Genomic DNA, 13,083 nt, shown 5'->3' on the forward strand with positions numbered 1-13,083 from the left:
TTGGGGTTCATTTTAATTAAATCTTATTTTTCCGTCTCGTTTGTCGCTTGACTGACAATATGCAAATCCATTTGATCATAAGGAATAGTAATACCCGCAGCATCAAAGGCTAATTTTACTTCTTCCAACAACGCCCAATATACCGACCAATAATCTGAATTTTTCACCCAAGAACGTGTGATTAACTGTACACTACTCGCTTCTAATGCACCCACCGCAATCACCGGTTCAGGATCTTTTAGTACTAAAGTATTTTTGGCTAAAATATCAGCTAAAACATCTTTAGCTTGCTTGATGTTCGATTCGTAGGAAATATCAAAAGTTAAATCCACACGACGCAGTTCATTCAATGAATAATTAGTAATGCTATCGGCAAACACTTTACCATTCGGTACCAATACCGTTTTGTTATCGCCTGTTCTGAGTTCCAACATTAATAAGCCCATTTGATGAACCACACCTGTTGTTCCTGAGGCTTCAATAAAGTCACCTTTATTAAAAGGTTTGAAGATCAGCAACATCACTCCAGCCGCAAAATTTTGCAAGGAATTCTGTAATGATAAACCAATAGCTAAACCAGCTGCACCAATTAACGCCACTAATGAACTGGTGTTAATGCCTAATTGTGAAAGGGCAGCAATTACCGTGATTAACAGTAATAGAAAATAACCGATTGAACGGACAAAACTTTGTAACATTTCATCTTTGGTCGAAATCAATACCGCTCGTCCAAGCAAATTACTAATAATTTTAGAAATATATTTACCCACATAAAAAATCACGATTGCCAGTAAGATTTTGGTACCGTAAGGGATAATCCATTCATTTAACAGGGTGGCAAAATCCATATTTGATACATCATTAAGTATTTTGCTGGTTTCCCCAACCACATCTAATTGTGCTGTTTCAGTTGCATTTTCGGCAGCCATTTTTTTCTCCTATAAGTTGTTTAAATAGTTGTTTAAGTTAATCATTAAACACCAATTGCTGATTTAATCCGATCCGCAAACATGCCGACACTTAACGCATAATAGTTGGAACGGTTCCAGTCTAAAATGGTGCGAAAATTATTTGAAACTAAGAATGCTCGTCCTACTTGTTTATCAGGTAACACCAACCAAAGATCAGTAGAAGATAAGGCATTTAATTTTTGTGCTTCGGCACTGCTTTTTAGCATGATGCCTTGAGCTTGCCAATCTGTTAAAGAGCGGGCTTTATTTTTTTCCGTACCATATAAAGCAAGATTAGCAGGCTGAGTAAGCTGTACTTCCACGCCCCAAGGTAAACGATTATCCCAACCCACAGTATGCAAATAATTTGCAATCGAAGCAAAAACATCATATTCATTTTGCCAAATATCTTTACGACCGTCATTATCGCCGTCTGCAGCATAATTTAGATATGAGGTTGGCATAAATTGGGTTTGTCCCATTGCCCCTGCCCACGAACCTAGCATTTGAGTTCGATTTAAATAGCCTTGATCAAGCATTTTCATCGCATTAATAAATTCTTGGCTAAATAATTTTTCACGGCGACCGTCAAAAGCCAAGGTGGCTAACACAGAAAGCACATCATAGTTACCTTGATAGTAACCAAAACTGCTTTCCATGCCCCACAGTGCCAAAATAAATTCTTGTTGCACACCGTATTTTTGGCTGGCTTTTTGCAATGATGTGCGAACGTCCCAATAATTATCTTCCGCTTTATTCACCTTGGCTTGGGTTAAGTGTTTATTAATATAATTTGTTACGCCGTTCGGATTGGGTGGTAACGGTGGTTGATTTTTAAGGCGTGCTGCATTGCCCGCTTGTTTTTGATCTAAACGTACCGCACTTTCAATATAATAAATGTTATTTTGAGCATTTAAGGTTTTCGCAGATACGCCCTGTCCCGCAGATTTTTGTTTTAAAAACTGTACGTAATCATTAAAATTATCTAACGTACGAGCTTTGCTGTAGATTGCATTACTGTCTAACGCATTGATTGCTGAGTTTGGCGTATTATTTGATGAAGAACAGCCAGCTAAGATTAATCCCGTACAAAGTGCGGTGATTTCTAATAAAGTTTTCATTTACTTTCCTATTTCCGAATAAATTTATAGATTATTTCCAATAATGATTTTGGTAATAAACGTGGTAGCATGCGAGATAAAAAGACCACCAAACCTGATACTGGATCTTGTAATTTCACTTGCGATTTTAACTTATAAAGTTGCCATTCAAATTTGGCTTGCTCAATGCCACGTCGGCGCCCCACCATGCCATTCCCCACCCTTGCATAAACCAATACATCAGGCAGATTGGCGACATTTGTCGGATGGTGAGCGACTAAGTTAATCCATAAATAATAATCTTCTTGCAAACCTTGATAACCGCCTGCATTCAATACCGCTTGGCGTTTATAAGCCACGGTCATGTGATTAAACGGGCAACGTTTTTGGGTGAATTTTACAATTTCATCAGCAATGGTTGGCACTTTACGGAAGCTAACAATATCCTCAATAGAGGATCCAAATTCGGCAATTTGTCCACCAAAAATCACCACATCAGGATTTTTCTCAATAAAAGCAAGCTGTTTTTCAAAACGGTCAGGATAGCAAATATCGTCAGTATCCATGCGGAAAATCCATTCATGGCTCGCTGATTTTATCCCTTGATTTAACGCTTTACCTAAACCAACATTTTGTTCTAACGGGACTAATTTAAAAGGTAATGTTGCTTTAAATTCATCAATCACGGCTTGCAATTCAGGCGTAATCGCACCGTCTAACACCAACACAATTTCATCGGCTGGGTGAGTTTGATCGACTAAACTTTGTAAACATTCCCGTAAGAATGTGGGATTTTCCTTGATGTATAAGGACATTAATACTGAAAATTTCATTGTTTGTTCCATTTAAATATAATATTTGTTATTCGGCTATTGCCCCCCTCAGGGCTTCGCCCAGCTCCCCCCGCAAGCAGGGGGAGCAAAATGCTCTTATTTTCTTTGATATTTATTCCTTCCCCCTGCTTACATGGGAGCAAAACGCTCTTATTTTCCTTGATATTTATTCCTTCCCCCTGCTTGCGGGGGGAAGTGCCCAAAGGGCGATGGGGGGCTGCTAAATATAGCGTTTTAAATTTATCGCCAACTGTGGCGAAATGCTGCTCACAATAGCAATCATCAAATGCTTAACATTGTGACTCAACATAAAAATCTTGAAATAATAATAACCTGCTTTACGTGATAAATTCATCGCATAAGGATATGCCAGCATATACAACGAATTGATGGCAAAATTTTTCGCTTGCTGTTCAGTTTTGACATATTGTTGACCGATCATCGCAATGGCTTTTTCGGTGTTTTCCGTATTCGTGGACACACTCGATCTTTTGGTATGAAAAGCACAGATACTCAATGGCTCATCAATATATTTTGGGCGAAAATCAGGGCAACTTACGGCTTTTAACACAAATTCATAATCTTCTAAAGATTTTAACGCCGTGGATAATCCACCTAACTGCCAAAAGAAGTCTTTTTTAATCGCAATCATTGGCATACCACCGATTTTATTGACCAATAAAATTCTTTCTAATGAAATCTCTTGTTCGTTAATCGGCTTGGTAACATAACTAAATTTTTCATTCACCATTTCACATTTGGCAGGATGATAGATAAAGTTCAGCGTTGGATTTTGCTCAATGGTTTCGGCAATCATTTGACATTTTCGCTCATCAAAACGATCATCATCGTCTAAAAATAATAACCACTCGCCTGTTGCCATTTTGGCACCATTATTACGACTTTGAGCGGGTCCAACATTTTGTTCATTACGAATAAGTTTAACCTCAAAGCTAAAAGTGCGGTCAATTTTTAACGGATTTGGCGAACAATCATCAACCACAATGACCTCAAAATTCTTTGCGGTTTGTTGTTCTAAACTCACCAATAAACGATTAACTTCCAGATTACGATTATAGGAAGGTATGATAATACTAAACATGATTTTTTCTCACAATTTGTTTACCCTGCCCACCAAACAACGAAATAAACATTAAAAAGATAAACATAATCCCAGGGTAAGCGTAGGTATCGGCTTTGACATTTAATAAACTCAACAATAACAAGCTAGATAAAATAAATTTCCAACTGCCATTAAACCAGTTATCCGCAATCCGTTTCACAAAATAACCTGTCACCATAAAACAAACCGCAATATAACCGATACCACCATATAATGCCTGACGAATAAAGCCAGAGTCCGATCCGCCGTAATAACCTTTGCCGTTCAGATTATAATATAAGCCGTCACCTATCATCAGTTGTTTTAAACTTGGCATAAATAAATGTTTTTGCATTAAGGTATCGGTGGAAGAAGATAACCCAGTAGAAATACCAATAAATTTAGACGCTGGACGATCTGTCCCATAAATCAAATTAATCAAGGGTTCTAAAGCATGTTCAATATAAAGGCTTGATTGATAATTTATGGCTAAAACAAAAATTAATACACCGAACAATATTATCGGCAAAATATAATCTCGTTTAAAATAAAGGACTAAGCTGAAAACGGAGAGTAATAAAAATGTTCTGCCTGAAATCAATCCGATACATAACATTAAAAACACATAAATCCCTTTCAATTTAGCGTGCTTCTCGGCATAAGCTAATAAAAAATGCAAAAGCATTAAGTAAAAGGCACTTAATTGGAAAAAGGCGGATGATGTTATGTTGTATAAACGATATTCCTGCTCCGATCCTGTAAACTGCGGTAAAATGGCACTGGCATTTGTACCTAATGCAATGCTGACTAAAAACGGAATACCCGTTAGTGCTAAAACGCCCATAATGGACTGTGCCACTATTCCTATTTTAATATCTCGAATAAATAGGCTTTTTTCTTGTTGCAGATAAAATAAATTATAAATTGCAATCCCCAATATAAATATCACCAACAGTTTAATATACATACTCAGTACACCAAACTCTGCTGTACCATTAATCAAAATCGGGATCACGGAAACAAGCACTAAAGCAGCACAAACGAATAAACTGTCTGCTGGAATAATCACTTGATTAATTTGTTTTTTATACCATTTATAACCCAACCATAATACCGCAATAACACCAGCGACTAGACTCATTCGGATAAAATGAAAAGCCCAAGGATCATAAAGATAAAATAAATTAAATAATGCTGACATTATAAATTTCTCTTAATCGCTAATAGCTTTTTGGCTGGAAATTTCAGCCATTTTTGCCACCAACTATGTTTTAAGGCGGCACGTAAATCGGCTAAATTACTGGCTAATTTGGGGTTTTCAATCACCATTAACGGACGAATCACGACAATATCTAAGCCTAATTGTTTCTCAAACCAAATAAAATCATCTGCCAACCAGAAGATCTTTTGCTGTTGTTCAATGTAATCTAAGAACTTTTGACAAGCCGATTTTTTTATTAAATAAGCCACCGTGCCTGCAAAATAATTTTTATAAGGATAAGCATAACGATAACCCGTTGTCGCTATCTTCTTTTGCAGAAAACGCAATGTGGTTGGATAATTAATCTTCAACTCAATATCATCAAAGGTTGGGATTTTTGATTGTCCGACTAGAATAATATCGGCGGTGAAGTTTTCAGTTAAAAGTGCGGTCAAATTTTGCTGAAAATTTTCTGCCAACAACGCATCATCTTCACAGACTAAAGCATAGTCATTTGCTTGAACAGTTTCATCATCTACAATTTTTTGATAAACCGCCAAATGGCTTAAAGTACAACCGATTTCACCTTTAGTCACTGCTCGTCCGTAGGCTTGTTTAAACCCATTAAAATCAAAACGGCTTTCTAATTCTGATGGTGATAAATTCATGGTATTAATGGCATTAAATACGTCAAAATCTGCTGTATCTGGTTGAGAGAAAAATAATTCCCTACGCTGTATGTCTTTTTCTAAAGAAATTAAAAATTTTCGCATTTTACACCGCACTTTTTTCGGGCGAACACATTGATCCGCCCCTACCCTACATTTAATCAACTAACTCTTTTACAGGATATTTAAAATAATAGACTAACGAAATAACCAGTCTAGTTAGACTTGCTCCAATTAAGGCATAGGCTAACCCGTATAATTGTTGATCTTTTAACAGATAAAACAATACCACAAAAACAACAATCGCGATCAGTTGTCGTACAAATAATAAAACCTGTTTGCCTAATAACAACATATTTTGTGACAATACCCATGATAATCCTGCAATAATGGCATTGACAATAAACCAGATTAGAACGGGAGCTACTTCTGCATATTTGCTACTAAAGAACAAAACAATCACAGGCTTAGCTAATAATGGCACCAAAATTAAGGCACTGATACTGATTAATCCAATAACCGCTAACACCGATTTAATCCGATTGAGTTTATTTAATAATCCTGAATAATAATAATCGGCTAACATATTGATAAATTTAGTCAGTAAACTATCAAAGGCAATACACACTGTATATAAACCCAAGGTATAATTACCTAAGAAAGAAACCACTAAAAATTTATCAAGACTGGTGGTAGTCGCACCAAAAATTTGTAATAGATTTTGTTTAAACCAAGTGGTAAAGAAAAATCTTGGATCAATTTTCTCGATCTTATTACGTTGACTAAAATCTTTATCCATTTGATATAAATAAATTAAACAGAAAATAGCCTGAATAGCACTGTATAGCGTTAATAAATAAAGGGCAATTTTTAATGGTTGTTCTTGCCATAACGCATAAGTTACGCCATAAACCAATACTAATAAAATCGGTTGCTGTAAGGTTAAACGCCGATAAACGATCATTTTGGGATCAATTTTACTCTTTTCTAGCGTAATGGTTAATATTGCCGTCAATAACACATTGATAATAAATAAGGCGTAATAATTTGTTACATCAAATAAAAAAACGGCAATACCAGCCACAATAATCGCAAAGGCTAAGAATAAAATAAAATAGCGTTGCCAATGTTGGTATTGTCGATGTCGCATACTCAAGGCAAAAGCGAATCCAACACCACCCGTTGCTAATGTCACCACATAGGAAACTGATGTTACAAATAACTGATGTAAACCGCGATCTTGTACCGATAATAGGCGAGCTAAGATAAAAGAGCTAACCAAGGTCAACCCCATACTGAATACCGTTACCGCAATGAGTTTAATAAAATGATTATTTTTCATAGAGCGTTGTGTAATCTATGTCTTTTGTCCATTGCTGATAATAACCTGAATTTTTACCATAGGAATTATCACACACTTGATTTGGAATACCCAATAAACAAGAAAAAATATGTCCATGTAATCGGCTGGTAATCACATTATCATAGCTTAAAAAAATCCTTTGACAGCGTTCGATCACGTTTAACGCATGTTGATACCATAGATCGTTAATTTTATTTTTCATAAACGCTAAATGAAATTTATTGGCGATTTTGGAAAAACGACTACACCATAATTCAAATTTCAAATCACTTGGTAATAAAATATCTTCCCAATCTTTCACGTTATCTAGGTTAGCTAATTGAGCTTGAATTTCTGTTTCAATATGGCTTTTTTCAATATCTTTGCGTAAAAAATAGAGCGTTTTTTGCACCGCACTTTGGTGCAAACTGCGGTCTTTTTGTGGCAAGTTTCCGTAAAGTTGATGAGCCATATCAGGCGACAAATAACTATTCTTCGAAAAATGACCTTGCATTAATTGAAAGGTTTTACTATCACGTGCAAATAAATGCAGATCAGAATGAGAGGAAAATAATTCTGCGGCTGCCAACATGGCTTTTTGATTGGAAAAATGAGCGGTTTGTGGCAATAAAATGATCCGATTATGCGGAAATTCTCGCACAATATCTTCTCGCATTTGTTGAATGAGCGGATACAGATCACCAAAGTTTCCGCCACCATGACACAAAATCGTGGTATTCGGTTGAATATATTTTTTGACTTCATGAATATCGAAAGCCTGCAATGAACGTCTTAAACGAATCTTGATGTGATAATCTTTGAAAAATTGCTCCGTGCCAGCATAGATTAATAAATCCCCAACATTTAAATGTAACGGATAATCAAAATACAGCACGTCATTTTTATCTATGATTAAGCTGTTAATTTGTTGTAATTTTTGTTTTAATGATTGTAAGACTGCATTCATTCCTAAAGACGTTCCATAGCTAAGTAAAAAGATTAACAAGTTTTCATCATAGCATTTTTCAACGGCTTTGACAGCGTTTTAATGATTGAGTTTCGTTTAATTTTCGGGAATAATAACCGCACTTTTTATTGAGAAAAATACTATGTTTGAACTAACCAAATTGATTACGGCTCTCATCTTACCGCCAGCGAATGTGATTATTCTGGCGATTTTTGCCTTATTCTGTCTATTATTTCGTTGTCCTAAACTGGCTTTTTTTAGTGCTTTATTGGCTATCATTACTTTGTACATTGTTAGCTTGCCTTATACAGCACAAAAACTCAGTGACAGCTTAACGACAAAAGATAACTTAAGCGTAGAAGATTATCGGCAAGCTCAGGCTATTGTGGTGTTAGGCGGTGGTTTGCGTGATAGCAGTGAATTGTATAATAGTTTAACTGTACCAGGTTTGGTATTAGAGCGGATGCGATACGCTGCCTATTTACATAAAGAAACCGAACTGCCGATTTTAATTAGTGGTGCTAGCCCGAACGGCAATTCCGAAGCTAAAGTTATCGCACAAGAATTTTTTACTTTTTTCGGTGTGCAACCAAAATGGCTAGAAGAAAAAGCATTAAATACGGTTGAAAATGCAAAATATAGCCATGAAATTCTTGAACGTGAAGGGATTTCAAAAATTATTCTAATTACTAATCAATGGCACATGCAACGATCAAAATTACTGTTTGAAAAAGAGGGATTTACCGTATTACCTGCGAGTGTGGGTAATGGTATAACACCTGAAAGCTATGATTTAAACTATATGCACTTTGTTCCACAAGCTGGGGCGATTGGTGCCAATATGCAATTATTAAAAGAATGGATCGGTTACTGGAAAGAGAAATTTTAATATGAAAATCAAATCCATTCAGCTACCCAAACAACCGTTGGTAGCGTTAAATAACATTAATGTGACGTTCTCACAAAAAGTCGCTTTACAAAATATTAATTTACGCATTTATCCTAACTCGGTGATGACTATTGTGGGTCCGAACGGTGGGGGAAAATCTACTTTATTAAAGGTATTACTTAAATTATTAACGCCGACCAGTGGTGATGTGGTTTATAGTAAAAATCTACGTATTGGCTATGTGCCACAAAAAATCCATTTAGATCCAAGTTTACCAATAACAGTGGAAAAATTTTTATCGTTGAAAAAAGGCATTACCAAAAACGATATGCAACAGGCGTTGGAATTGCTGTCAGTTTCGCATTTAATCAAAAATAGTATGCAAAAGCTGTCTGGTGGCGAAATGCAACGGGTGTTGATTGCTCGTGCTATTCTGAATAAACCCAATTTGTTAGTGCTAGATGAACCTACTCAAGGTGTCGATATTAATGGTCAAGTAGAACTGTATCAGCTGATTAAACAAACTCGCGAAAAATTAAATTGTGCCATTCTCATGGTTTCTCATGATTTACATATCGTGATGGCTGATACCAATGAAGTCTTATGCGTTAATCATCATATTTGTTGTGCTGGCACACCTGAAGCCGTGTCTAATGATCCCAAATTTATTCATTTTTTTGGTGATCAATTTGCTAAAAATATTGCCGTTTATACGCATCATCATAACCACCAACACAATATTCACGGTGATGTCTGTTGTCAGGATGATCAGACTTGTGCAGAACATAATAAATAAGGAAAGATATGTTTGAAATTATTTTCCCAGCTTGGCTTGCTGGTATTTTATTGTCGTTTATTACTGCACCTTTAGGGGCATTTGTGGTGTGGCGGAAAATGGCATATTTTGGTGATACCCTTTCTCACTCTGCCCTGCTCGGGGTGGCATTAGGGATTTTCTTCCAAATTAATCCTTACATTGCCATTTTAACGCTCACCCTGATTTTAGCCATTACGATGGTTTGGTTAGAAAATAATACCCAATTTTCGGTGGACACTTTGCTCGGCATTATTGCTCATAGCTGTCTTTCCCTTGGGGTGATTACCGTACAATTATTACAAAATGTACGCGTGGATTTGATCGGTTATTTGTTTGGTGATTTACTGGCGGTCAACTTTGATGATCTCATTTATATTGGGGTTGGCGTTGCTGTGGTATTAAGCCTATTACTCTATTTTTGGCGACCACTGATTTCAATTACTGTTAGCCCTGAACTGGCTCAAGTGGAAGGCATTAATGTAAAAAGAATGCGATTTATTTTAATGATTTTAACCGCACTTACTATCGCATTAAGTATGACATTTGTCGGGGCATTAATTATTACTTCATTATTGATTATTCCAGCAGCCACCGCCAGACGTTTTGCTCGTACGCCAGAAAGCATGGCAATAATTGCGGTAATCATTAGTATGATTGCGGTGAGTTTGGGATTAACTCTTTCCGCATTGTATAATACGGCATCGGGACCATCGGTAGTAGTTGCATCAAGTGTACTGTTTTTATTTTCACTACTTAAAAAAGAAAACAGTTAAAATGAGTAATATTTCTATGCTAGAATGAGTTTATCGACTAGGGCAAGTTTAGAATTTATTAGGTAAATTAATGTCAACCGAACAAGAAAAAAATCCTTCAACAGAACAAACGCCAGCAAAAATTCCTTTTAGCCAACGACATAAATGGAAATTATTTTTTGCTAAAGCCATTTTCAGTATAGGAATGCTTACAGTTTTTTATGGAGCTTATTTAGACTGGCAAATTCGTTCCAAAATGGATGGACAAATTTGGCGTTTACCTGCCGAAGTATATAGCCGTATTGAAAGTGTTCGTTTGCAAGATAATCTAACCCTAAATGATGTTACACAATTATTACTCAATAACGATTATCGTCAAACCAGCTTTGTGGCTGCTCCTGGGGATTTTAAAATTGAAAATGATACTATCGTGTTATTACGTCGATCATTTCCGTTTCCTGATAAAATGGAACCACAACGGGTAATTCGTTTACGCTTTAGTGATGAGAAATTAACGGTTATTGAAGATTTAGTCAATCAAGTGACGATTGATGAATTTCGTTTAGCCCCCAAATTAGTGGCAATGTTGCAATCTGATAATGAAGAACGCCTAGCCATTCCATTACAAAATTATCCACGACTATTAATTGATACCCTAATTTTAACCGAAGATCGCCGTTTTTATGAACATCAAGGTGTCAGTCTTATCAGTATTGCTCGTGCTATGATCAGCAATATTCGTGCGGGTCAAACTGTACAAGGTGGAAGTACCCTAACGCAACAATTAGTCAAAAATTTATTTTTAACTAATGAACGTTCGATTACACGTAAAATTAACGAAGCCTTAATGGCTATTATGTTGGATTTACGCTACGACAAAAACACCATTTTAGAAACCTATCTTAATGAAATTTATCTTGGTCAAAATGGTGACACCCAAATTCACGGTTTTGAGCTGGCGAGCCATTTCTTTTTTGGTCGCCCAGTGCGAGAAATCAGCTTAGATCAAATAGCTTTATTAGTCGGCATGGTGAAAGGTCCATCATTGTATAATCCTTGGCGTAATCCAACTAATGCGAAAGAACGCCGTAATGTTGTGTTAGGCTTAATGTTAGAACATAAAATGATCGACCAAGAATTATTTGATTTGTTAAGCCAACGTCCATTAGGCGTGCAAGAAAAAGGCTCGGTTACTCGCCCCTATCCTGCATTTATTCAAACATTGCAATCTGAATTACGCCAAAATTTGGGAGAAAATAAATCTTCCAGTTTATTGGGGGCAAGAATTTTCACTACCCTTGATGTTAAACAACAAGCCTACGCTGAACAAGCGGTTGTGGACGCTACACAAAAATTACAGTTGAAAGTGAAAAATCCACATTTACAATCTGCAATGGTCATCGCAGATTATCAAAAAGGTGAAATTAGAGCCATTGTTGGCGGATTACAAACCCAGTATGCTGGCTTTAACCGTGCATTTATGGCAAAACGTCAAATCGGTTCTTTAGTTAAACCTTCCATTTATTTAACCGCACTTTCCGATCCTGATCGGTTTAGATTGAATAGTCCGATTAATAACCAACCAATTACCATTAATATAAAAGGTAGTCCACCTTGGCAACCAAAAAACTATGACCATAAATATAGCGGATCAGTATTATTAATAGATGCGTTAACTCGTTCGCTTAATATTCCAACGGTCAATATTGGCATGAAAGTAGGATTAACCAAGGTGATTGAAACCCAGCAAGCTATGGGCTGGGATCAGGTTTCTATTCCCAAAGTACCCGCTATGTTATTAGGTTCCTATAGTATTTCACCTTATGATGTAACAAAATTATTCCAAGTGATTGCGAATAATGGTGGCAAAATTCCATTAAGCACTATTAACACTATTACTGACCGTCAAGGTGAAGTGATTTACCAACATCAAACTGAACCTGAGCAAGTTGTACCAAGCCAAGCAACAGTACAAACCTTATATGCTATGCAACAAGTAGTAGAGCGTGGCACGGCTCGTAGTTTACAAAATGATTTTGCTCGCTTACATCTTGCAGGAAAAACAGGCACAACCAATGATGCTCGTGATACTTGGTATGTGGGTATTGATGGAGAAAACGTAGCAACTGTTTGGTTAGGACGTGACGATAATGGCGAAACGGGTTTAACTGGTGCAAGTGGTGCATTGGAAATTTATAAGAATTACTTACAACGTGCCGAAGTCAGCCCATTAGAACTGAAAAAAGTAGATGGAATTAAATGGGTAGGGATTAATAGCTATGGTAGTTGGAACTGCTACAGCCCTGCACGGAATATTCCTGTTTGGGCAAATAAAGAGCAGGATTTCTGTGCTTCATCAACAATAGATCCAACTATTTTACTATCGACCCCACGTAAAACGCCTGCACCTGTTGAAGATGCCAAACCTGCTGGTTAAATAATAGCGAACAAAAAAGTGCGGT

At 36.5% G+C, this 13,083-nt stretch carries 12 protein-coding genes; 4 read left to right on the forward strand and 8 right to left on the reverse strand.

The features are described from left to right. Window positions 1-23: 23 nt before the first annotated feature. The 8 genes from O1Q79_RS04325 to O1Q79_RS04360 all read right to left on the reverse strand — a co-directional run bounded on the left by O1Q79_RS04325 (window position 24) and on the right by O1Q79_RS04360 (window position 8,163). Entirely contained in the window at window positions 24-929 is a 906-nt protein-coding gene (locus tag O1Q79_RS04325; RefSeq protein ID WP_386693136.1) for a mechanosensitive ion channel family protein, read from the reverse strand. A gap of 44 nt (window positions 930-973) precedes the next feature. After that, complete coding sequence (locus tag O1Q79_RS04330; RefSeq protein WP_386693137.1) at window positions 974-2,071, reverse strand: lytic transglycosylase domain-containing protein; 1,098 nt, start codon at window positions 2,069-2,071, stop codon at window positions 974-976. An 8-nt stretch (window positions 2,072-2,079) separates the two neighbouring features. After that, entirely contained in the window at window positions 2,080-2,883 is an 804-nt protein-coding gene (locus O1Q79_RS04335) for a glycosyltransferase (protein WP_386693139.1), read from the reverse strand. A 220-nt stretch (window positions 2,884-3,103) separates the two neighbouring features. Further along, a complete protein-coding gene (locus O1Q79_RS04340) occupies window positions 3,104-3,985 on the reverse strand; it encodes a glycosyltransferase family 2 protein (RefSeq protein WP_386693140.1) in 882 nt (293 codons plus the stop codon). Further along, window positions 3,978-5,186 (reverse strand): hypothetical protein, encoded by a 1,209-nt coding sequence (locus O1Q79_RS04345; RefSeq protein WP_386693141.1) that lies wholly within the window; start codon window positions 5,184-5,186, stop codon window positions 3,978-3,980. Before O1Q79_RS04345 ends, O1Q79_RS04340 begins: the two co-directional genes overlap by 8 nt. Further along, complete coding sequence (locus O1Q79_RS04350) at window positions 5,186-5,959, reverse strand: glycosyltransferase family 25 protein (protein ID WP_386693142.1); 774 nt, start codon at window positions 5,957-5,959, stop codon at window positions 5,186-5,188. The genes O1Q79_RS04345 and O1Q79_RS04350 overlap by 1 nt, the downstream gene beginning before the upstream one ends. A 52-nt stretch (window positions 5,960-6,011) precedes the next feature. Beyond that, the gene (locus O1Q79_RS04355; protein WP_386693144.1) at window positions 6,012-7,196 is read right to left on the reverse strand and encodes a lipopolysaccharide biosynthesis protein; all 1,185 of its coding nucleotides are present in this window, start codon (window positions 7,194-7,196) and stop codon (window positions 6,012-6,014) included. After that, on the reverse strand, window positions 7,186-8,163 hold the full coding sequence (locus O1Q79_RS04360; protein ID WP_386693146.1) for a polysaccharide pyruvyl transferase family protein: 978 nt from the start codon (window positions 8,161-8,163) through the stop codon (window positions 7,186-7,188). The genes O1Q79_RS04355 and O1Q79_RS04360 overlap by 11 nt, the downstream gene beginning before the upstream one ends. 142 nt (window positions 8,164-8,305) lie before the next feature. Here O1Q79_RS04360 and O1Q79_RS04365 point away from each other — a divergent pair, with 142 nt between their 5' ends. The 4 genes from O1Q79_RS04365 to mrcB all read left to right on the forward strand — a co-directional run bounded on the left by O1Q79_RS04365 (window position 8,306) and on the right by mrcB (window position 13,058). Continuing rightward, window positions 8,306-9,052, forward strand: coding sequence for a YdcF family protein (locus O1Q79_RS04365; RefSeq protein WP_386693147.1), 747 nt, complete (start codon window positions 8,306-8,308; stop codon window positions 9,050-9,052). A 1-nt stretch (window position 9,053) separates the two neighbouring features. Next, complete coding sequence (znuC, locus tag O1Q79_RS04370; RefSeq protein WP_386686397.1) at window positions 9,054-9,848, forward strand: zinc ABC transporter ATP-binding protein ZnuC; 795 nt, start codon at window positions 9,054-9,056, stop codon at window positions 9,846-9,848. 8 nt (window positions 9,849-9,856) lie between these two features. After that, window positions 9,857-10,642 carry a zinc ABC transporter permease subunit ZnuB gene (znuB, locus tag O1Q79_RS04375; RefSeq protein ID WP_386686399.1) on the forward strand — a complete coding sequence of 262 codons (786 nt, stop codon included), beginning with the start codon at window positions 9,857-9,859 and terminating at the stop codon, window positions 10,640-10,642. 70 nt (window positions 10,643-10,712) lie between these two features. Then, window positions 10,713-13,058, forward strand: a complete 2,346-nt coding sequence (gene mrcB / locus O1Q79_RS04380) for a penicillin-binding protein 1B (protein ID WP_386693148.1) — start codon at window positions 10,713-10,715, stop codon at window positions 13,056-13,058. The last annotated feature ends 25 nt before the right edge of the window (window positions 13,059-13,083 follow it).

It is taken from the genome of Lonepinella sp. MS14434 (assembly GCF_042468235.1).
Classification (GTDB): domain Bacteria; phylum Pseudomonadota; class Gammaproteobacteria; order Enterobacterales; family Pasteurellaceae; genus Lonepinella.

Coding starts and splice junctions, on each gene's coding strand:
- O1Q79_RS04345 (WP_386693141.1), bottom strand. CDS start 5,186: ATGTCAGCATTATTTAATTTATTTTATCTTTATGATCCTTGGGCTTTT.
- O1Q79_RS04335 (WP_386693139.1), bottom strand. CDS start 2,883: ATGAAATTTTCAGTATTAATGTCCTTATACATCAAGGAAAATCCCACA.
- O1Q79_RS04350 (WP_386693142.1), bottom strand. CDS start 5,959: ATGCGAAAATTTTTAATTTCTTTAGAAAAAGACATACAGCGTAGGGAA.
- znuB (WP_386686399.1), top strand. CDS start 9,857: ATGTTTGAAATTATTTTCCCAGCTTGGCTTGCTGGTATTTTATTGTCG.
- O1Q79_RS04330 (WP_386693137.1), bottom strand. CDS start 2,071: ATGAAAACTTTATTAGAAATCACCGCACTTTGTACGGGATTAATCTTA.
- znuC (WP_386686397.1), top strand. CDS start 9,054: ATGAAAATCAAATCCATTCAGCTACCCAAACAACCGTTGGTAGCGTTA.
- O1Q79_RS04360 (WP_386693146.1), bottom strand. CDS start 8,163: ATGAATGCAGTCTTACAATCATTAAAACAAAAATTACAACAAATTAAC.
- O1Q79_RS04355 (WP_386693144.1), bottom strand. CDS start 7,196: ATGAAAAATAATCATTTTATTAAACTCATTGCGGTAACGGTATTCAGT.
- mrcB (WP_386693148.1), top strand. CDS start 10,713: ATGTCAACCGAACAAGAAAAAAATCCTTCAACAGAACAAACGCCAGCA.
- O1Q79_RS04325 (WP_386693136.1), bottom strand. CDS start 929: ATGGCTGCCGAAAATGCAACTGAAACAGCACAATTAGATGTGGTTGGG.
- O1Q79_RS04340 (WP_386693140.1), bottom strand. CDS start 3,985: ATGTTTAGTATTATCATACCTTCCTATAATCGTAATCTGGAAGTTAAT.
- O1Q79_RS04365 (WP_386693147.1), top strand. CDS start 8,306: ATGTTTGAACTAACCAAATTGATTACGGCTCTCATCTTACCGCCAGCG.